This is a genomic window from Pseudomonas fuscovaginae SE-1 (assembly GCF_000364705.1).
In the GTDB taxonomy this organism is placed as follows: domain Bacteria; phylum Pseudomonadota; class Gammaproteobacteria; order Pseudomonadales; family Pseudomonadaceae; genus Aquipseudomonas; species Aquipseudomonas fuscovaginae_A.
Genome location: NZ_AQOH01000185.1, coordinates 1 through 20,237, shown reverse-complemented (window position 1 = coordinate 20,237; position 20,237 = coordinate 1). Strand labels below are relative to the sequence as shown.

General features: G+C 63.0%; 17 protein-coding genes. 11 read left to right on the top strand and 6 right to left on the bottom strand.

From position 1 onward, the window contains the following. Nucleotides 1-14: 14 nt before the first annotated feature. Nucleotides 15-2,171 carry a mechanosensitive ion channel family protein gene (locus K675_RS0117190; protein ID WP_017904734.1) on the top strand — a complete coding sequence of 719 codons (2,157 nt, stop codon included), beginning with the start codon at nt 15-17 and terminating at the stop codon, nt 2,169-2,171. A gap of 260 nt (nt 2,172-2,431) precedes the next feature. Here K675_RS0117190 and K675_RS0117185 read toward each other — a convergent pair whose 3' ends face one another. Then, entirely contained in the window at nt 2,432-3,145 is a 714-nt protein-coding gene (locus K675_RS0117185) for a UTRA domain-containing protein (protein WP_017904733.1), read from the bottom strand. Between the two features lie 383 nt (nt 3,146-3,528). Here K675_RS0117185 and K675_RS0117180 point away from each other — a divergent pair, with 383 nt between their 5' ends. From K675_RS0117180 to K675_RS0117155, 6 genes are all read left to right on the top strand, one after another. After that, a complete protein-coding gene (locus K675_RS0117180) occupies nt 3,529-4,596 on the top strand; it encodes an ABC transporter substrate-binding protein (protein ID WP_017904732.1) in 1,068 nt (355 codons plus the stop codon). A gap of 162 nt (nt 4,597-4,758) precedes the next feature. Further along, nucleotides 4,759-5,565, top strand: coding sequence for an alkaline phosphatase family protein (locus K675_RS0117175; RefSeq protein WP_017904731.1), 807 nt, complete (start codon nt 4,759-4,761; stop codon nt 5,563-5,565). Then, nucleotides 5,562-6,407, top strand: a complete 846-nt coding sequence (locus K675_RS0117170; RefSeq protein WP_017904730.1) for an ABC transporter permease — start codon at nt 5,562-5,564, stop codon at nt 6,405-6,407. Before K675_RS0117175 ends, K675_RS0117170 begins: the two co-directional genes overlap by 4 nt. Further along, complete coding sequence (locus K675_RS0117165) at nt 6,394-7,194, top strand: ABC transporter permease (protein WP_017904729.1); 801 nt, start codon at nt 6,394-6,396, stop codon at nt 7,192-7,194. The genes K675_RS0117170 and K675_RS0117165 overlap by 14 nt, the downstream gene beginning before the upstream one ends. Then, nucleotides 7,191-8,180, top strand: a complete 990-nt coding sequence (locus K675_RS0117160; RefSeq protein WP_017904728.1) for an ABC transporter ATP-binding protein — start codon at nt 7,191-7,193, stop codon at nt 8,178-8,180. The genes K675_RS0117165 and K675_RS0117160 overlap by 4 nt, the downstream gene beginning before the upstream one ends. Nucleotides 8,181-8,223: 43 nt before the next feature. Then, nucleotides 8,224-8,877 (top strand): HAD family hydrolase, encoded by a 654-nt coding sequence (locus tag K675_RS0117155; protein ID WP_017904727.1) that lies wholly within the window; start codon nt 8,224-8,226, stop codon nt 8,875-8,877. A 131-nt stretch (nt 8,878-9,008) separates the two neighbouring features. Here the strand turns inward: K675_RS0117155 and K675_RS0117150 are convergent, their stop codons facing one another. Next, nucleotides 9,009-9,971, bottom strand: a complete 963-nt coding sequence (locus K675_RS0117150) for a zinc-binding dehydrogenase (protein ID WP_017904726.1) — start codon at nt 9,969-9,971, stop codon at nt 9,009-9,011. A gap of 182 nt (nt 9,972-10,153) precedes the next feature. On the opposite strand from K675_RS0117150, the gene K675_RS0117145 reads away from it, so the two are divergent. Both K675_RS0117145 and K675_RS0117140 read left to right on the top strand, forming a co-directional pair. Then, nucleotides 10,154-12,238, top strand: coding sequence for a carboxy terminal-processing peptidase (locus K675_RS0117145; RefSeq protein ID WP_198291654.1), 2,085 nt, complete (start codon nt 10,154-10,156; stop codon nt 12,236-12,238). 134 nt (nt 12,239-12,372) lie between these two features. Next, entirely contained in the window at nt 12,373-14,148 is a 1,776-nt protein-coding gene (locus tag K675_RS0117140) for a bifunctional diguanylate cyclase/phosphodiesterase (RefSeq protein ID WP_017904724.1), read from the top strand. 138 nt (nt 14,149-14,286) lie between these two features. Here K675_RS0117140 and K675_RS0117135 read toward each other — a convergent pair whose 3' ends face one another. The 4 genes from K675_RS0117135 to K675_RS0117120 form a co-directional block, all read right to left on the bottom strand. After that, entirely contained in the window at nt 14,287-14,658 is a 372-nt protein-coding gene (locus K675_RS0117135) for a hypothetical protein (RefSeq protein ID WP_017904723.1), read from the bottom strand. Continuing rightward, nucleotides 14,655-14,996, bottom strand: coding sequence for a helix-turn-helix domain-containing protein (locus K675_RS0117130; RefSeq protein ID WP_026145282.1), 342 nt, complete (start codon nt 14,994-14,996; stop codon nt 14,655-14,657). Before K675_RS0117130 ends, K675_RS0117135 begins: the two co-directional genes overlap by 4 nt. Before the next feature lie 113 nt (nt 14,997-15,109). Then, a complete protein-coding gene (locus K675_RS0117125; RefSeq protein WP_017904721.1) occupies nt 15,110-15,565 on the bottom strand; it encodes a YkvA family protein in 456 nt (151 codons plus the stop codon). A gap of 299 nt (nt 15,566-15,864) precedes the next feature. Next, a complete protein-coding gene (locus K675_RS0117120) occupies nt 15,865-16,626 on the bottom strand; it encodes an FKBP-type peptidyl-prolyl cis-trans isomerase (protein ID WP_017904720.1) in 762 nt (253 codons plus the stop codon). Nucleotides 16,627-16,893: 267 nt separating this feature from the next. Here K675_RS0117120 and K675_RS0117115 point away from each other — a divergent pair, with 267 nt between their 5' ends. Continuing rightward, nucleotides 16,894-18,702: a di-heme-cytochrome C peroxidase gene (locus K675_RS0117115; protein WP_017904719.1), complete on the top strand. Its 1,809-nt coding sequence runs from the start codon at nt 16,894-16,896 to the stop codon at nt 18,700-18,702. A 37-nt stretch (nt 18,703-18,739) separates the two neighbouring features. After that, nucleotides 18,740-19,876 (top strand): catalase family protein, encoded by a 1,137-nt coding sequence (locus K675_RS0117110; protein ID WP_017904718.1) that lies wholly within the window; start codon nt 18,740-18,742, stop codon nt 19,874-19,876. The last annotated feature ends 361 nt before the right edge of the window (nt 19,877-20,237 follow it).

Genomic DNA, 20,237 nt, shown 5'->3' with positions numbered 1-20,237 from the left:
TGGTTGACTGCCTAGTGTTCGCCCGTCTTTTTGCCCTGCCCAGCTATCTGCTCATTTGCCTGCTGACGCTGCTGCCCCTGGCCCCCGCCCAGGCCGTCGGCCTGCCCAGCCTGTTGGGCAATAACGAGAAAACCCAGCCGCAATCCACTGAACCCCTCGCCCAGTCGCTCGACGAAGTCATCAAGAACCTGGAGAACGACCAGCAGCGCAGCAAGCTGCTGAGCGACCTGAAGAAGCTGCGGGACAGCACGAAAAAGGCCCAACCGGCCGCCGAGGTGGGGGTACTGGGACTGATCGGCAGCACTCTGGCCGATTTCGAGAAACAGTTCACCGGCAATGACAGCCCGCTCAATCGCTGGTCGCTGGAATTCGACCAGGCCAGGCAGGAGATGATGGCGCTGATGCTCCCGGCCAGCGAATGGCTGCCGATCATCTTCGCCTTTGCCCTGATCCTGCTGCTCTGGAGCTGCCTCGCCTGGGCGATGATCTGGCTCGGCCACCGGGTGCGCCTGCGCTTCGGTCTCACCGAGGAACTGCCCCAGCATCCGCGCACCGTCGACCTGCTGCGCTTTGCCCTGCGCAAGCTCGGGCCATGGATGATCGCCTTGCTGATCACCGTCTACCTGACTTACGCCCTGCCTTCTTCACTGGGCAAGGACCTGGCGATGGCGCTGGCCTATGCGCTGGTGGTCGGCACCTGTTTCTCGGCGATCTGTGTGATCGCCTTCTCCCTGCTCGACGGCCCGCACCGCCATCAGGCCCTGCACATCCTGCGGCGCCGGGCCTTCCGGCCGCTGTGGCTGATCGGCAGCTTCGCCGCGTTCGGCGAAGCCCTGAGCGACCCGCGCCTGATCGCCAGCCTCGGCAGCCACCTGGCCCATACCGCCGCGACCTTCGTCAACGTCATGGCTGCGCTGTCCACCGGACTGTTCATCCTGCGCTTCCGCCGCCCCATCGCCCACCTGATCCGCAACCAGCCGCTGTCCCGCCGGCTGACCCGCCGAGCCCTGAGCGACACCATCGATATCCTCGGCAGCTTCTGGTTCGTCCCGGCGCTGATCCTGGTGGCGATCTCGCTGTTCGCGACCTTCTTCTCCGCCGGCGATACCAGCACCGCCCTGCGTCAGTCGCTGATCTGCACCGTGCTGGTGGTGCTGTGCATGGTGATCAACGGTCTGGTCCGCCGTCATGCCCTCAAGCCCCAGCGCGGACACCGACGCCATACGCTGTACTCCGAACGCCTGAAGAGTTTCTGCTACACCCTGGTGCATCTGGCGGTCTGGCTGTTCTTCATCGAACTCGGCCTGCGGGTCTGGGGCATGTCGCTGATCCGCTTCACCGAAGGCGAAGGCCGCGAGGTCAGCGTCCGGCTGTTCGGCCTTGGAGGCACGCTGATCTTCGCCTGGCTGGTGTGGATTCTCGCCGACACCGCCGTGCACCACGCCCTCACCCGTTCGCGCAAGGGCCTGGCCAACGCCCGGGCGCAGACCATGATGCCGCTGATCCGCAACGTGCTGTTCGTGGCGATCTTCATCATCGCGCTGATCGTCGCCCTGGCGAACATGGGCATGAACGTCACGCCCCTGCTGGCCGGTGCCGGCGTGATCGGCCTGGCCATCGGCTTCGGTGCCCAGTCGCTGGTGGCGGACCTGATCACCGGGCTGTTCATCATCATCGAGGACTCCCTGGCCATCGACGACTACGTGGACGTTGGCGGCCACCTCGGCACCGTCGAGGGCCTGACCATCCGCACCGTGCGGCTGCGCGATATCGACGGCATCGTCCACACCATCCCGTTCAGCGAGATCAAGAGCATCAAGAACTACTCGCGGGAGTTCGGCTACGCGATCTTCCGGGTGGCGATCCCCTACAACATGGCGATCGACGACGCGATCAAGCTGATGCGCGACGTCGGCCAGAAGATGCGCACCGATCCGTTGCAGCGGCGCAACATCTGGTCACCGCTGGAAATCCAGGGCGTGGAGAGCTTCGAGTCCGGCAGCGCGGTTCTGCGGGCGCGCTTCAAGACCGCGCCGATCAAGCAGTGGGAAGTGTCGCGGGCGTTCAACCTGGCGCTGAAACGGACCATGGACGAATCCGGTCTGGACCTGGCCACCCCGCGCCTGAGCGTACAGGTGGTGACGGCCGGTGGTGGCGAACAGAAGGAATAGCCAGATAATGCCAAGCCTGCCTGCAGGGCGCGCAGACTGTTATGGCTTGCGGGCTTTTGTGGCGAGCGGGCTTGCCCGCGCTCGGCTGCACAGCAGTCGCAAAACCTGACGCGCCAATCGACCTGATGTACCGGGTAGGCTGATTTGGGGGGCTTTGCCCCCAACGCGGGCAAGCCCGCTCGCCACAACAGCTCGTCTGCCACAACAGCTCGTTTCTCACAAAAGCCCGCTTGCCACGACAGCCCATTCGTCATCGGCGGCTAAACCACATCCACGCCAACGTGGATCGCATCGTGCCGCCAGAACTCCAGGTCGCAGTCGATCAACCGCTGGTGCTGATCATAGTTGACCCGGGCAATCCGCAACCCGGGGCTGCCGGACGATACCCGCAAGGCCGCGGCAGCCTCCAGCGGCAATGAGGTCGGCACGATCTCGAAACGCACCCGCCCGTAATGCAGGTCATAGTGCCGGGCATACAGTTCGGTGATCGACTGGTTCAGGTCGAATCCGAGAATCCCCGGGACGTATTGCGGGTTGAGGTAGTGCTCGACGTACAACACCTGCCGCTCATCAATCCGTCGCACCCGGCAGATCTGAATCACGCTCGACAACGCCGGCAACTGCAACCACTCGCATACCGCTGCCGAAGCCGGCTGCAGCCGCGCCGACAGCACCTGGGTGGAAGGCACCCGCCCCTGGGCGCTGACCATCGCGTGGAAGTGACTGCGCTGCATCAGGTTGTAGGCCAGCCGCGGCGGCGAAACGAACCAGCCCCGACGCTCCTCGCGGTAGATCAGCCCCTGGGCTTCCAGTTGCAGCAGCGCTTCCCGCACCGTGATCCGGGTGGTGTTGAACAGTTCACTGAGCTTGCGCTCGGCCGGCAGTTTGCTGCCGCCAGGCAGCAGCCCATGTTCGATCTGCTCATGCAGTGCCAGACCGATAGCTGTCACTGCCTTGGGTGCCTCTTCGCGCATCAACGTTACCTATCTGGACTAGTCCAGCACTATTTCAGGGCAAAACCGTGCAGCACCACGGTCTCCGGTTGCAGCATCCAGCCTAGGCAATGCACATGACTGATATGTGACAAAGCGACGAAACGATGCACTGGAACGGCCACCCCATGACAATAAAAAACTTGAATATCAGCAAGTTACAAATGGTCTACGCTTAATTCGGCGGTCATGGGCGCCACCGGGAAAAAACCTTGCAGGAGTGATGCCGACATCAAAGTGTCATCCAGCAGGCTTAAATTGGCTCAGGTATTGCTGACCTAGACCAAACGTCCAACCGCCGCACTACGCATATAAAAACTGTCGATCAAGATCTTTGCGTTGAAAAACGCCCAAAGGAGCTTCGGATGAAACAGCTTTTCCTGGCATCACTGTTAGGCTCGACCATCGCCCTGTGCACCAGCGCCATGGCCGCCGATACCGACTTGCAGGCCCTGGAGGCCGCCGCCAAGAAAGAAGGCGCGGTCAACAGCGTCGGTATGCCCGATGACTGGGCCAACTGGGCCGGTACCTGGAAAGACCTGAAGGACAAGTACGGCCTCCAGCACATCGATACCGACATGAGCTCGGCCCAGGAAATCGCCAAGTTCGCCGCCGAGAAAGACAACGCCAGCGCCGATATCGGCGACGTCGGCGCGGCCTTCGGCCCGATCGCGACCAAGCAGGGCGTGACCCAGCCGTACAAACCGAGCACCTGGGAGCAGGTTCCGGCCTGGGCCAAGGACAAGGACGGCAACTGGGCGCTGGCCTACACCGGCACCATCGCCTTCATCGTCAACAAAAAGCTGCTGCACGGTTCAGAGGTCCCCAAGAGCTGGGCCGACCTGAAGACCGGCAAGTACAAGGTCTCCATCGGTGACGTGAGCACCGCGGCCCAGGCCGCCAACGGCGTGCTCGCCGCGGCACTGGCCAACGGCGGCGACGAGAAGAACCTCCAGCCGGCGCTGTTGATGTTCGCCGAGATCGCCAAGCAGGGTCGTCTGTCGCTCGCCAACCCGACCATCGCGACCATGGAAAAGGGCGAAGTCGAAGTCGGCGTGGTCTGGGACTTCAATGGCCTGAGCTACAAGGCCAAGATGGCCAATCCCGATGACTACATCGTACTGATCCCGTCCGATGGTTCGGTGATTTCCGGCTATACCACCATCATCAACAAGTACGCCAAGCACCCGAACGCCGCCAAGCTGACACGTGAATACATCTTCAGCGATGCCGGCCAGACCAACCTGGCCCGCGGCAACGCCCGGCCGATCCGCGCCGAGCACCTGACCCTGCCGGAAGACGTGAAGGCCAAGCTGCTGCCTAACGAGCAGTACAAGCACGTCACCCCGATCAAGGATGCCGACGCCTGGGAGAAGACTTCCAAGGCATTGCCGCAGAAGTGGCAGGAAGAAGTCATCATCAACATGCAGTGAGGCTCGACCGCTGACTGTCGAGCAAGCATCACTGAACTGTGTAGGAGCAGGGCTTGTCCGCGAAGCGTTTATCGGCCTCAAGGCCCCCTTCGCGGGCAAGTCGGATCGCCGCACCGCACGCTCCTACCAGTTTGCAGATTTCTTGAAACAGAGGCCCGGCTTATGCAGCACAACGTCATCCTGGTCGTGCTCGATGGCCTGAACCACGAGGTCGCCCGTCACGCCATGGGCCATCTCCAGGCTTATGCAGGCGCAGGACGCGCAGCGCTGTACAAACTGGAATGCGAGTTGCCCTCGCTCTCGCGACCGCTCTACGAATGCATTCTGACCGGTGTCGCACCGATCCGCAGCGGCATCGTGCACAACCACGTCACCCGCCTGTCCAACCAGCGCAGCGTGTTCCACTACGCCCGCGACGCCGGCCTGCGCACCGCCGCGGCGGCCTATCACTGGGTCAGCGAGCTGTACAACCGCTCGCCCTTCATCGCCGCCCGCGATCGCCACACCCACAATGAAAGCCTGCCGATCCAGCACGGACATTTCTACTGGATGGATCACTATCCCGACTCCCATCTGTTCGCCGACGCCGAAAGCCTGCGCCTGCAACACGCGCCGAACTTCCTGCTGGTGCACCCCATGAACATCGACGACGCCGGCCACAAGCACGGCCTGGACAGCGCCCAGTATCGCAACAGCGCGCGCTCGGCCGACATCATCCTGGCCGACTACCTGCGAGGCTGGCTCGACGCCGGCTATCAGGTGCTGGTGACCGCCGACCACGGCATGAACAACGACCGCTCGCACAACGGCCTGCTGGCCGAGGAGCGGGAAGTGCCGCTGTTCGTCCTCGGCGACGCCTTCAGTTTCAATCCCGATGCCGCCCCCCGGCAGACCGAGCTGTGCGGCACGATCTGCGAGCTGCTGGGCGTTCCCCACGACAAACCTGTATGCCGGGAGCTGTTGAAGTGAATTCAATCACCCGTGGCAAAGGGCTCGCCCTGCTCTGCCTGGCACCTTTCGCCCTGTTCTTCATCGTGTTCGAAATCGCCCCGCTGATCTGGGTGATGATCAGCAGCCTGCAGTCGGAAGAAAACGGCTGGGGCCTGGCCAACTTCAGCAGGATCTTCGCTTCGAAGTTCTACCTGCAGGCGATCCAGTACAGCCTGGAGATCAGTTTCTGGTCGAGCGTGTTCGGCATGCTGATCGCCCTGCTCGGCGCCTATTCGCTGCGCCGGGTGGACTCGCGCCTGCGCGACTTCGTCAACGCCTTCGCCAACATGACCAGCAACTTCTCCGGCGTGCCACTGGCGTTCGCGTTCATCATCCTGCTGGGCTTCAACGGCACCATCACCCTCCTGCTGAAACAGGCCGGGATCATCCAGGACTTCAACCTGTACTCCAAGACCGGGCTGATCATTCTCTACACCTACTTCCAGATTCCCCTGGGGGTGCTGCTGCTCTACCCGGCCTTCGACGCCCTGCGCGAAGACTGGCGCGAGTCCGCCGCGCTGCTCGGTGCCAGCGGCTGGCAGTTCTGGCGGCATATCGGCCTGCCGGTGCTGACCCCGGCCCTGCTGGGTACCTTCGTGATCCTGCTGGCCAACGCCCTCGGCGCCTACGCCACGGTGTACGCCCTGACGACCGGTAACTTCAACGTGCTGCCGATCCGGATCGCCGCGATGGTCTCCGGCGACATCAGCCTCGACCCGAACATGGCCAGCGCCCTGGCGGTGATCCTGGTCGGCCTGATGACTTTCGTCACCGTCATCCATCAATGGCTGTTGAAAAGGAGCCACCATGTCGCGCGTTGAACCCGGCTCCGCCAGCCTCTACCACCGCGTGGTGGTCTACCTGCTGTTCCTGATCCTGCTGCTGCCGCTGCTCGGGACCTTCGTCTACTCGATCGCCAGCAGTTGGTCGGCAACCGTGCTGCCCAGCGGTTTCACCTTCAAGTGGTACCTGCAACTGTGGAGCGACCCGCGCTTTCTCAGCGCGTTCGGCCAGTCGCTGATCGTCTGCGTCGGCGCGCTGCTGCTGTCGGTGGTACTGATCCTGCCGCTGCTGTTCGTGGTCCACTACCACTTCCCACGCCTGGACGCGCTGATGAACATCCTGATCCTGCTGCCCTTCGCCGTACCGCCGGTGGTGTCCTCGGTGGGGCTGTTGCAACTGTACGGCTCCGGGCCGTTCGCCATGGTCGGCACGCCCTGGATCCTGATCGGTTGCTATTTCACCGTGGCGCTGCCGTTCATGTACCGGGCGATCACCAACAACCTGCAGGCGATCAACCTGCGCGACCTGATGGACGCCGCCCACCTGCTCGGTGCCAGCACCTGGCAGGCGGCGTTCCTGGTGGTACTGCCGAACCTGCGCAAGGGCCTGATGGTCGCCCTGCTGCTGTCGTTCTCGTTCCTGTTCGGCGAATTCGTGTTCGCCAACATCCTGGTCGGCACCCGCTACGAAACCCTGCAGGTGTACCTGAACAACATGCGCAACAGCAGCGGCCACTTCACCAGCGCCCTGGTGATCTCCTATTTCCTCTTCGTCCTGGTCCTGACCTGGGTCGCCAATCGTTTGAACAAGGACAAAAGCCAATGAGCTTCATCAGTGTCCAGAACCTGAAAAAGACCTACGCCGGCACCACGGTGTTCAGCGACATCAACTGCGAGATCGCCAAGGGCGAATTCATCACCCTGCTCGGTCCTTCCGGCTGCGGCAAGTCCACCCTGCTGCGCTGCATCGCCGGCCTGACCCCGGTGGACGGCGGCAGGATCCTGCTCGACGGCCAGGACATCGTCCCGCTGAGCCCGCAGAAACGCGCGATCGGCATGGTGTTCCAGAGCTATGCGCTGTTCCCCAACATGACCGTGGAGCAAAACGTCGCCTTCGGCCTGAAGATGCAGAAGTTCAATGCCGACGACAGCCACAAGCGGGTCATGGAAGCCCTCAGGCTGGTCGAGCTGCACGACTTCGCCGCCCGCTATCCGCACCAGTTGTCCGGCGGCCAGTGCCAGCGCGTGGCCCTGGCCCGTTCGCTGGTGACCCGCCCGCGCCTGCTGCTGCTCGACGAGCCGCTGTCGGCCCTCGATGCACGGATTCGCAAGCACCTGCGCGAACAGATCCGCGCGATCCAGCGTGAACTGGGGCTGACCACGATCTTCGTCACCCACGACCAGGAAGAAGCGCTGACCATGAGCGACCGGATCTTCCTGATGAACCAGGGCCGGATCGTCCAGAGCGGCGACGCCGAATCGCTCTACACCGCGCCGGTGGACGTGTTCGCCGCCGGGTTCATCGGCAACTACAACCTGCTCGATGCCGACGCCGCCAGCCGCCTGCTGCAACGACCGGTCAGCAGCCGCATCGCGATCCGCCCGGAAGCCATCGAGCTGCACACCGAAGGCGAGCTGGACGCGCTGGTGCGCGGCCACAGCCTGCTGGGCAACGTCATCCGCTACCGGATCGAGGCCCGTGGCGTCGAACTGCTGGTGGACGTACTCAACCGTTCCGCCGCCGATCTGCATCCCGATGGGCGCCGCCTGGCGCTGTCCATCGATCCGGCGGCCCTTTGTGCGGTAGCCTGATGCCCCGTTTGACGCCTGTCCTTCCCAAGAGAGAGCTGCACTGATGGCCCTGGCAATTTTTGATCTGGATGAAACCCTGATTCACGGCGACTGCGCGACACTCTGGAGCGAGCAGATGGGGCGCCTGGGCTGGGTCGACCCGGAGTCGTTCATGCGTCGCAACAACGAACTGATGGACGCCTACAGTCGGGGCGAGCTGGCCATGGAGGAGTTCATGCAGTTCAGCCTGGAGCCCATGGCCGGGCGCACCCCGGAGGAAATCGAACACCTGGTCGAACCGTGGGTCGAGGAGGTCATCGAGCCGCTGATCTACAGCGATGCCTGCAAGACGATCGCCGAGCATCGCGCGGCCGGCGACCGGATCCTGGTGATCTCGGCCTCGGGCACCCACCTGGTCAGGCCGATCGCCGAACGCCTGGGCATCGACGAGGTGCTGGGCATCGAGCTGGAAGTGCTGCATGGGGTCTACAGCGGCCAGACCACCGGCATCCTGACCTACCGCGAGGGCAAGATCACCCGCCTGCTGGAATGGCTCGACGCCGAAGGGGAAAACCTCGAGGGCGCAAGTTTCTACTCCGACTCGCGCAACGACCTGCCGCTGCTGCTCAAGGTCGACCACCCGCACGTGGTGAACCCGGACCCGGTATTGCGCGAACAGGCGGAAAAAGCCGGCTGGCCGATTCACGCCTGGGACTGAGGCGGGCAGCGGCGGCCCCTTCGCGGGGTGCCTGACACAAACGCTGTGGAAGCCGGCTTGCTGGCGATGGCGGCCGGACAGGCTCCGCAAGGCTAAAGAGCCTCATCGCCAGCAAGCCGGCGCCTACGGGTTCAGACCAGCGCTTCGTCGATCACCAGCACCAACTTGCCCGTCACCTGGTTACCGGCCAATTCGACAAAAGCCGATTCGGCATCGCTGATCGGGAACACCTTGGCCAGTTGCGGGCTCAGGCGCTTGTCGGCGAACAGCGGCCAGACATGCTGGTTCAGGTCGCTGAGCAGATCGGCCTTGAATTGCGCATCGCGGCTGCGCAGGGTCGAACCAAGCAACTGGATCCGCTTGGCAAGAATCTTCGCCAGGTCGAGCTGGGTTTCGCGCCCACCCATCAGGCCGATCAGCACCCACCGCCCGTCAGCTGACAAAAGTTTCACGTTGAGTGCCGCGTAGTTCGCACCCACCGGATCGAGGATCACATCGAAGGGCCCGAAGTCATTCAGACTGTCGATATCGTCGCCACGAATCGCCCCACCCTGGGCACCCAGGGCCTCGCAATAGGCCAGCCGATCCGCCGAACCGACACTGACCCAGCAAGGGTTGCCGAAGGCCTTGCAGAGCTGGATCGCCGCCGAACCGACGCCACTGGCACCAGCATGCAGCAGCACCTTTTCGCCCGGCTTGAGCCCCGCCAACTGGAACAGGTTCAGCCACGCCGTGGCGTAGACCTCAGGCAGCGCGGCCGCTTCGACCAGACTCAGGCCTTCCGGCACCGGCAGCACATGGCGACCGTCGACCACCACTTCCTCGGCCATGCCGCCGCCGGCGAGCAGCGCACAGACCCGATCGCCGACCTGCCAGGACGATCCGGCGCCCACCTCGACGATCACACCGGAGCACTCCAGCCCCAACGCCTGGCTGGCGCCCGGCGGTGGCGGATAGTGCCCGGCCTTCTGCAACAGATCGGCCCGATTGAGCCCCGCGGCGGCGACGCGAATACGCACTTGCCCCACGTCACAACCCGGATTCGGCTCTTCCAGCCACTCCACTTGACCTTCAACGCCTTGCAATGCCTTCACAGTGCCTCCATAGTGAGTCTGGACTGAGCCCGGAGCTGTAGCGCCGGGCTTTCTTGCATTATGCGACCGGTCCGCGGCGCGTGCGAAACCCGCAAAGCTGGTTTTGGCACTCGGTCCCACGGAACCGGCGACTTTAAAGACGGCCTAATATGCGTGATCAATTGTCCCCGCGTCGACTCAGCATGAAGCATCTGTTCCCCGGCACTGCACTTGCCCTTTTCATCGGCCTTGGCGTTTCGGCGTTCTCGGGCAACACGTTCGCAGCCAACAGCTGGGACAATCTTCAGCCCGACCGTGACGAGGTGATCGCCAGCCTGAACGTCGTCGAGTTGCTCAAGCGCCACCACTACAGCAAGCCGCCGCTGGACAGCGCGCGCTCGGTGATCATCTACGACAGCTACATCAAGCTGCTCGACCCCTCGCGCAGCTACTTCCTGGCCAGCGACATCGCCGAATTCGACAAGTGGAAGACCCAGTTCGGCGAATTCCTCAAGAGCGGCGACCTCAATGCCGGCTTCACCATCTACAAGCGCTACCTGGATCGGGTCAAGGGCCGCCTTGACTTCGCCCTGGCCGAGCTGAACAAGGGCGTCGACAAGATCGACTTCACCACCCACGAGACCCTGCTGATCGATCGCAAGGACGCGCCGTGGCTCAAGAGCACCGCCGAACTCGACGACCTGTGGCGCAAGCGCGTCAAGGACGAGGTGCTGCGCCTGAAGATCGCCGGCAAGGATCCCAAGGCGATCCAGGAACTGCTGGTCAAGCGCTACAAGAACCAGCTGGCGCGCCTGGACCAGACCCGTGCCGAGGATATCTTCCAGGCCTATATCAACACCTTTGCGATGTCCTACGACCCGCACACCAACTATCTGTCTCCTGATAGCGCGGAAAACTTCGACATCAACATGAGCCTGTCCCTCGAGGGCATCGGCGCCGTGCTGCAAAGCGACAACGACCAGGTCAAGGTCGTGCGCCTGGTGCCATCGGGCCCGGCCGACAAGACCAAGCAGGTCGCGCCGTCCGACAAGATCATCGGTGTCGCCCAGGGCAACAAGGAAATGGTCGACGTGGTCGGCTGGCGCCTGGACGAGGTGGTCAAGCTGATCCGTGGCCCGAAGGGTTCCGTGGTCCGCCTGGAAATCATTCCGGCGAGCAACGCACCGAACGACCAGACCAGCAAGATCGTCTCCATCACTCGCGAAGCGGTGAAACTGGAAGACCAGGCGGCGAGCAAGTCGATCCTGCACCTGAAACAGGATGGCAAGGACTACAAGCTCGGGGTGATCGACATCCCGGCCTTCTACCTGGACTTCAAGGCCTTCCGTGCCGGCGATCCGAACTACAAGAGCACCACCCGCGACGTGAAGAAACTGCTGGGCGAACTGCAGAAGGAAGGCGTCGACGGCGTGGTCATCGACCTGCGCAACAACGGCGGCGGCTCCCTGCAGGAAGCCACCGAGCTGACCAGCCTGTTCATCGACAAGGGTCCGACCGTGCTGGTGCGTAACGCCGACGGCAAGGTCGACGTGCTCGAGGACGAAAACCCCGGCGCGTTCTACAAGGGCCCGATGGCGCTGCTGGTCAACCGCCTGTCGGCCTCGGCCTCGGAGATTTTCGCCGGTGCCATGCAGGACTACCACCGCGCACTGATCATCGGCGGCCAGACCTTCGGCAAGGGCACCGTGCAGACCATCCAGCCGCTCAACCACGGCGAGCTGAAGCTGACCCTGGCCAAGTTCTACCGGGTTTCCGGGCAGAGCACCCAACACCAGGGCGTACTGCCGGACGTGGATTTCCCGTCGATCATCGACACCAAGGAAATCGGCGAAAGCGCACTGCCGCAAGCCATGCCATGGGACACCATCCGTCCTTCGATCAAGCCGGCGGTCGACCCGTTCAAGCCGTTCCTGGCCCAGCTCAAGGCCGACCACGAAGCCCGCGCGGCGAAGGATGCGGAGTTCATCTTCATCCGCGACAAGCTGGCCCTGGCCGAGAAGCTGCTGAAGGAAAAGACCGTGAGCCTGAACGAGGCCGAGCGTCGCGCCCAGCGCGCCGATATCGATGCCAAGCAACTGGCCATGGAAAACGCCCGCCGCAAGGCCAAGGGTGAAGACGCGCTCAAGGAACTCAAGAAAGAGGACGACGACGCCCTGCCGCCTGACCCGGACAAGAAAACCAAGCCGGAAGACGACGCCTATCTGAGTGAGAGCGGGCGTATCCTGCTGGACTATCTGCGCCTGAACACGGCGGTGGCCAAACACTGACGAGTGATAGCAATTTAATGTGATTGCTCTTCGGAGCGTCATCAAACAGTCATCATTCTGTCGTGAAATAAAGGACTGGACGCGCCTCCCGAACCGGGAGCCGCCTCCGGTCCTTTTTTTCGACAGAGACTGCCATGACCATGACCGAACAGCTGAACGCCTTGAGTTCAATCCTGGCTCAGAATGGTCTGCACAGCCTGTTCCAACCGATCATTTCGCTGTCCGAGAGACGAATCGTCGGCTATGAGGCGCTCAGCCGCGGGCCCTCCAACAGCCCCCTGCACTCGCCCATCAGCCTGTTCGCCGTGGCCCGCCAGGCCGGGCGTCTGAGCGAACTGGAAATGGCCTGCCGGCTCAGCGCCTGCCGCCGATTCAGCGAGCAGAAACTGCCCGGCAAGCTGTTCCTCAACGTATCTCCCGAATCCCTGCTGGAACCCAGCCATCCACCGGGGCGAACCCTGCAATGGCTGCAGGACTTCGGCATCGACCCCAGCAACGTGGTCATCGAACTGACCGAACAGACCCCCACCGACGATTTCCAGCTGCTGCAGAACGCCCTGCATCACTACCGCGACATGGGTTTCTCGATCGCCCTGGATGACTTGGGGGCCGGTTATTCCAGCCTGCGCCTATGGTCGGAATTGCGCCCAAACTACGTCAAGATAGACCGGCACTTCATCGACGGCATCCACCAGGACGGCCTCAAGCGCGAGTTCGTCGGCTCCATCCTGCAGATCGCCAAGGCCTCGCGGGCCCGGGTGATCGCAGAAGGCATCGAATTGCCGGAGGAACTGGCGGTACTCACCGAGATGGGTGTCGATCTGGTGCAAGGCTACCTGCTCTGCCGTCCCCAGGAAAACCCGCCACAGGATGCCCACGCCCTGCTGCCCAAGCAGGAAAACACCTCCATCGCCCTGAGCGAGGACGGCAGCGACCTCAGCGCCCTGCTCATCGAGCAACCGGCCGTGCCCCAGGACACCGCCACGGCAGCCGTGCTGGAAGCCTTTCGGCGCCAGGCCAACCTGAATTCGCTGGCAGTGCTGGACGAACAGAACCGGCCCTGCGGTATCGTCCATCGGCATTCGCTGTCGGATGCGTTGCTCAAGCCGTTCGCCACCGACCTGTTCGCCCGCAAGCCCATCAGCCGGCTGATGAGCGATGACTTCCTCGCCGTGGAATCGAGCCAGTCGCTGCAACAGGTCAGCCGGCTGCTGACCAGCCGTGCCCGACAACGCATCGAGGAAGATTTCATCATCACCCTCAATGGCTGCTACATGGGCCTGGGACGGGTGATCGACGTACTGAAACTGATCACCGAACTGAAGATCCAGCAGGCCCGCTACGCCAACCCGCTGACCCTGCTGCCCGGCAACGTGCCGATCCAGCAATGCCTGGCGCGACTGCTGCAACAGCAGCGCGAAGCGATGATCTGCTACGTGGATATCGACAGCTTCAAGCCCTTCAACGATATCTACGGCTACGGCCGCGGCGATGAAGTGCTGTTGTGCCTGGCGCAGTGCCTGAACGAGCGGGTCGACCCGAGCCGCGACTTCGTCGGGCACATCGGTGGGGATGATTTCCTGCTGGTGCTGGGATCGGATGATTGGCAGAAACGCCTGGGCCACCTGGTCGACGATTTCCAGAACCAGTGTCGGCGTTTCTATCGTGCCGAACATCTGGAGGCCGGCTGCTTCATCGCGTCGAACCGCCAGGGCCAGCGCCAGGAGTTTCCACTGCTGTCGCTGTCGATCGGCGCGGTGCACCTGAAGCCGCAATCCCGCGGGCTGCTGGATGCCAGTCAGTTGGCGGAGCTGGCTTCACAGGCCAAGCATCACGCCAAGAACGTGCCGGGCTACAGCATCCACGTCATCGACAGCACCGACATCATCGCGCTGGATGACAGCGCCTGAACTGCCGGCCGTTGACAGCCTGCTCGTGGAAAATCCTGTTCCCACCGGGAACGTGTTGAACAGCGATCTTGTGCGCGCCGCGAAACCGTCGGAGCAGGCGGTCCGACGCCCAGGTTTATCCGCGAACAGGCACCCTATTCAGGCTTCGGCCGACTCGGGATAATCGTACTCGAACACCCGCACCACCTCCGAGGCATGCCAGGACGCCGCTGCCACTCCATCGGACGGCCCGGAGAAGCGCCCCAGGCGCTCGACGCACTCGAAGAAACCGGTACGCGGCAAGCGACTGGCGCCCTGGCTGATCACCAATGAACTGCGCAGCGGCTGCTCGGCCCTGGCATCCAAAGCCGCCAGGTGCTCCAGCGCCGCCGTCAGGGTCTGCATGGCCGGGCTGGGCAACTGCAGACGCTCGAGCAGCGCACGATAGGTCAGCAGGTGCCGCTGCCGACGGGCCTGATCCAGTTCCACCAGCAGGCCCTCCCAATGCTGACGACTGATCCGCACGCTCACGATGCATCCCTCCACCCGGCGACACCCAGCTCCCAGGCCAGGCTGCGACGAATCGCAGCATCCGGCTCACGCTCACCGCTCTCGATCAGTTCCAGATAGGAAGGGCTGATGCCCACGGCCCGGGCAAGCACCTCGACCGCCAGGCCCTTGGCTTCACGCAACACGCGTAACTGGTCGAAAGCCGGGAGCTCGACGACCGGCTCCACCGGCATTTCAAGGGACGTTGGCGGGGGGTGTTGGCTGCGCAAGCCGGCAGCCTTGAGCAGACTTTGGTACCGGGCCCAGGGGAGAACCGCATACTCCGGTTCGCCGTCACGTGTAATTATTTGAAGATCCATTACTACACCCCGTAGGACGATTACACATAGCGAGTCAGCGCTTTCCTAGTAGCCTAATAGTAACAGCCAGCAGGCTCGCTAGTGTGTTCGATCTTCAAACCGGGGGATCTGGATCAATTTTCAGGGTCGCGCTCCAGCCGCAATTGCTCCGGGGTGTCCGGCAGGCGCTCGACCGCTACCAAATGCTCGGGCACCTGGCGTTCGCGCCAGGCCCGGAACGCGTTCAACTCCTGGTCCAGGGCATTCATCACCCAGGCCAGAACCGCGATATCGTCCAACATGCCGAACAGCGGGATGAAATCCGGGATCGCATCGATCGGGCTGAGAAAGTACATCAGGCCTGCCACCACGATGACCATCGACTTGGCACTGACCGCGCGGTATTCACCGCGCCAGTAAGCCAGGCACAGGACCTGCAACAGCTTCAGGTCCTCCCTGAGCTTCCCCAGCCGCCCACCCTCCCGGGCACTCTTGCTCGCCACCGCGAACAGTAAAGTGGGCAGGCGCCCACGCGCCAGCAGGCGTTGGGCCAGGGGCAGGAAGCGAGCGAAATTCCAGGGTGTTTTCATCATCACTCCAGCGATCAGTCACACAAGGTTATCCACACAAATTGTGGATAACCTTGTGAACAGAGCGGCATTTCATGGCTCAAAGCCCCGTCGCACAAGGGCCAGGGTCAGATCGGGCGTTTTTTACTCACTAAAAAAACCCCACTATTTCATTGACTTGGCGACAGTCTACGAACAGAGCGATTAGCTCAATATTAAGACTGCTCCGCGCAGTGTATGTTCGGTTTATTACAACCGATCATGCCGCAGAAACGACGACGCCCCGTATAACGGGGCGTCGTGGCAAGGCAAGCGAAGGATTACTTCGCCGCTTTCTCGGCGGCTTTGCCGGCAGGCTTGGCGGCAGGAGCCTGCGCATCGTCGGCCTTGGTCGGATCCTTGATCGCCAGCAGTTCCAGGTCAAAGACCAGAACCGAGTTGGCCGGGATCGCCGGGCTCGGGCTCTGCGCACCGTAGGCCAGGTCGGCAGGAATGAACAGCTTGTACTTCTCGCCGACGTGCATCAGTTGCAGACCTTCGACCCAACCCGGGATCACGCCGCTCACCGGCAGGTCGATGGGGCTGCCACGATCCACGGAGCTGTCGAAGGTGGTGCCGTTGGTCAGCTTGCCGGTGTAGTGAACGGTCACCACATCAGTCGGCTTCGGCTGAGGGCCGTCGGCTTTCTTGACGACTTCATACTGCAGGCCGGAAGCGGTGGTCACGACACCCGGCTTCTTGCCGTTTTCCTCGAGGAATTTCTTGCCGGCGGCTGCCGACTCTTCGCTCAGCTTGGCCATGCGCTCTTCGGCACGCTTCTGCAGCGCGGCGAACGCCTCGACCAGTTCTTCATCCTTGAGCTTCTGCTCCTTCTTGCCGATGGCGTCCTCGATACCTTGGGCCACCGCCTTGGAATCCAGATCATCCATGCCTTCCTGGGCCAGGCTCTTGCCCATGTTCAGGCCGATACCGTAGGAAGCTTTTTGCGCCGGGGTTTTCAGCTCTACGCTGGAGTGCGAGTCGCAGCCCGCGAGTACCAGGCTAACCAGGGCCACCGCCGCCGCCAACCGATGCTGTTTCATGCTATTTCCTTGTTCATGCGCCTAAGGGGCATTCGAATAAAGTCGCGAGCTTATCAGGCGGCCGCGACCAATGGCTACCGGGATCAGAGCCGAAAACAGTCGATAAGTTCAGGTCCGCAAGGCATTTTACACAGCGCTGACATTCTGTTTACGTCCAGCGGGACCGCCTGTTTGCAGAGAGGGCCAGTATTGGCGGCCATCACGGCCACTTGATGCCTGGCAACAGCTGAGGCATAAGAGCATTACAACTCGACAAGGATCGTTATCTTGCGCATTTTTTACCGTGTGTTACTGGCTCTGATACTGCTGCTTGGCCTCGGCCTTGCGGTAATCTTGTACTACATCGCCAATCCGAAATTACCGGCATACATACCGGCTGAACAGGTGCACTACCTGGAACAGTGGAGCCCGGCCGACCGCCAGGCCTTCTACTACACGCCCCAGGGCACCCAGGTCAAAGGCCTGCGCTACGAGTGGTTCACCGCCCTGGAACTGCCCTTCTCCGAACAGCGCTTCGCCGCCCCCGAGTATCTGGCGCGGTTCGGCTTCCTGGTCGATCCCCGGCAACAGGCCACGGCGGACAACCCCGGCAACCTGCCGGTGGGCTTTACCCGTCACCAGGCCCCTACAAGCAGCGAGCAGTACCTGGATATCACCTGCTCGGCCTGTCACACCGGCGAACTGCGCTACAAAGGCCAGGCCCTGCGGATCGATGGCGGCTCGGCCCAGCATGTGCTGCCCTCCAGCGTGCCGACGGTGCGCGGCGGCAGCTTCGGCCAGGCGCTGGTCGCCAGCCTCGCGGCCAACTACTACAACCCCTGGAAGTTCGAGCGCTTCGCCCGCAAGGTCCTGGGCAACGACTACGAGGCCAGGCACGCCGAACTGCGGGTCGCGGTGAAACAGTCCCTCGATACCTTCCTTCACGTCGCCTGGAACGATACCCATCGCGGCCTCTATCCGACGCTGGAAGGCCCGGGGCGCACGGACGCGTTCGGCCGGATCGCCAATGCCAGCTTCGGTGATGCCATCTCCGACAAGAACTACCGCGTCGCCAACGCCCCGGTGGACTATCCGCAACTCTGGGATATCTGGACCTTCGACTGGGTGCAGTGGACCGCCTCGGCCCAGCAGCCCATGGCCCGCAATATCGGTGAAGCCCTGGGTGTCGGCGCCACGCTGAACTTCTTCGATACCAACGGCCAGCCGTTGCGTGGCGACGATCGCTACCCGTCCAGCGTGCGCGTGCGCGACCTGCACAAGATCGAGGAGACCCTGCAACGCCTCAAGCCACCGACCTGGCCCGAAGAGCTGTTCGGCAAGGTCGACCTGACCCGTGCCGCCCAGGGCCGCACGCTGTTCGCCGAAAACTGTGCCGGTTGCCACGTCCCCACGGTGACGGAGGAAAACGGCCGCCCGGTACAACATCTCACCCGCATTCCCCTGGCCGTGATCGGCACCGACCCGAACACCGCGAACAACATCGCCGACCAGCGTTATGACCTGAGCGCGCTGCAGTGGGACCCGGCGGAACTGGCCGCGCTGCCGGTGCAACTTCATCCGAAGAACGACCAGCCGCTGGACCTGAGCCGACTGTCGGTCGCCAAGGGCCTGGCGTACGTTACCGCATTCGTCGAGGAACGCGCCTATCGCGACGCTGGCGTAACACCTGCCGAACGTGCGCAACTGGATGGCTTTGGCCTGCCGATCGGCGTACTCGAAGAAAAGGTCTACAAGGCGCGGCCGCTGGCGGGCGTATGGGCCACGCCGCCCTACCTGCACAACGGTTCGGTACCGAGCCTCTATCAGTTGCTGTCGCCGCAGGACGAGCGCTCCACCACCTTCTATCGGGGGACCTTCGAATACGATCCGCGTCACCTGGGCTATCGCCAGAAAGCCTTCGAGAACGGCTTCCTGTTCGACACCCGGATCAGCGGCAACCACAACAGCGGCCATGAGTTCCGCGCCGGCAAGCGCGGCAATGGCGTGATCGGCCGGCTCCTGCAACCGGAAGAACGCTGGGCCCTGCTCGAATACCTGAAGGTGCTGGGCGGCCCGCTGGAACAGCAGTTGCCATGACCCCACGACCTAACAATGAGATTGAAAGGATGCTCCCATGCTGAAGCGACTCTGGCTGCGCCTCGGCGCCTTTATCGGCAAAAGCCTGCTGCTCCTGGCCGGCCTCGGCCTGCTGGGCTGGGCCCTGGCCAGCGGCTGGTACGCCTGGCGCCACAGTGGGCCGGTGCCGACGGTGGAGCAGGTACCCGGCGATGAGGCCGCCAGGACCCAGGACATCATCCAGACCGCCGTGCGCATCGTCGACCAGCACCGCGAAGGCACCCGCTACCTGCGCGATGCCCACGCCAAGGCCCATGGCTGCGTGAATGCCGAAGTACAGGTGCTCGACGGCCTGGGCAACGACCTGCGCCAGGGCGTGTTCGCCGAACCGGGCAGGACCTGGCAGGCGCTGATCCGCCTGTCCAACGGCAACGCCTACCCGCAGTTCGACAGCATCCGCGATGCCCGCGGTATGGCGATCAAGCTGCTGGACGTTCCCGGCAGGCAGTTGCTGGCCGGACAACAGGGGCGCCACGAGCAGGATTTCGTGATGTTCAACCACCCGAACTTCTTCGTCAGCGATGTTGCCGAATACCAGCAGAACATCGCCGCCCAGGCCGACGGCAAGAAGGTCCTGGCCTTCTTCCCCAGTTGGAACCCCACCGGCTGGCAGATCCGCCACCTGTTCATCGCCCTGGCAACTCTGGCCCCGGCGCCGAAGACACCGCTGCAGACGACGTACTTTTCCGTATCGCCCTATAAGTTCGGCAGCGCCAACGCCAAGTTCCGCGTTGCGCCCGATCCGCAGAGCTGCCCGCAATACGAGTTGCCCAGGCAGAACGAGGACCTGCCGAACTTCCTGCGTAGCGCCCTGGTCCAGCAGTTGTCCACAGACCGGATACCGGCCTGCTTCGTGCTGCAGATCCAGCGCCAGAACGCCAACCGGTATATGCCGATCGAAGACACCAGCATCGAATGGAAGGAAAGCGATGCACCGTTCGAGACCGTGGCGCACATCCGCATCCCGGCCCAGGACTTCGACACACTGGAACAGAACATCGCTTGTGACAATCAATCATTCAGTCCGTGGCACGGGCTAGAGGCGCACCGCCCGATCGGCGGGATCAACCGCCTGCGCAAGGCGGTGTATGACGCGGTCAGCGATTACCGGCATAGCCGCAACGCCGAGCGATAGCAGCAGCCTTCAGGCCGCGATCGCCAGCAAGCCGGCTCCCACAGGATTTCGTAACGCTGAGCGATAAGAGCAGCCGCACGTCCCTTGTGGCGAGCGGGCTTGCCCGCGCCGGGCCGCGAAGCAGCCCTAAAACCAGGGATTGCGATACATCAGGCAGAACCCGGCGGCGGTTTTGCGACGGCTGCGCCGCCGAGCGCGGGCAAGCCCGCTCGCCACAGGGGCACCACCCGATGCGTCTAAAAACCACGGGCACAAAAAAGCCCGCACTAGGCGGGCTTTGCGTGATGCTCCGGCGTTCAGTGGTCCGGAACATCGATATATGGCGCAGCGGACGGGACTCGAACCCGCGACCCCCGGCGTG

Bases quoted from the DNA above. Each gene is read 5' to 3' on its own strand.
- K675_RS0117185 (WP_017904733.1), bottom strand. From the start codon at position 3,145: ATGCGCGAAGAGGCACCCAAGGCAGTGACAGCTATCGGTCTGGCACTG.
- K675_RS0117180 (WP_017904732.1), top strand. From the start codon at position 3,529: ATGAAACAGCTTTTCCTGGCATCACTGTTAGGCTCGACCATCGCCCTG.
- K675_RS0117175 (WP_017904731.1), top strand. From the start codon at position 4,759: ATGCAGCACAACGTCATCCTGGTCGTGCTCGATGGCCTGAACCACGAG.
- K675_RS0117165 (WP_017904729.1), top strand. From the start codon at position 6,394: ATGTCGCGCGTTGAACCCGGCTCCGCCAGCCTCTACCACCGCGTGGTG.
- K675_RS0117160 (WP_017904728.1), top strand. From the start codon at position 7,191: ATGAGCTTCATCAGTGTCCAGAACCTGAAAAAGACCTACGCCGGCACC.
- K675_RS0117155 (WP_017904727.1), top strand. From the start codon at position 8,224: ATGGCCCTGGCAATTTTTGATCTGGATGAAACCCTGATTCACGGCGAC.
- K675_RS0117145 (WP_198291654.1), top strand. From the start codon at position 10,154: ATGAAGCATCTGTTCCCCGGCACTGCACTTGCCCTTTTCATCGGCCTT.
- K675_RS0117140 (WP_017904724.1), top strand. From the start codon at position 12,373: ATGACCATGACCGAACAGCTGAACGCCTTGAGTTCAATCCTGGCTCAG.
- K675_RS0117130 (WP_026145282.1), bottom strand. From the start codon at position 14,996: ATGGATCTTCAAATAATTACACGTGACGGCGAACCGGAGTATGCGGTT.
- K675_RS0117125 (WP_017904721.1), bottom strand. From the start codon at position 15,565: ATGAAAACACCCTGGAATTTCGCTCGCTTCCTGCCCCTGGCCCAACGC.
- K675_RS0117120 (WP_017904720.1), bottom strand. From the start codon at position 16,626: ATGAAACAGCATCGGTTGGCGGCGGCGGTGGCCCTGGTTAGCCTGGTA.
- K675_RS0117110 (WP_017904718.1), top strand. From the start codon at position 18,740: ATGCTGAAGCGACTCTGGCTGCGCCTCGGCGCCTTTATCGGCAAAAGC.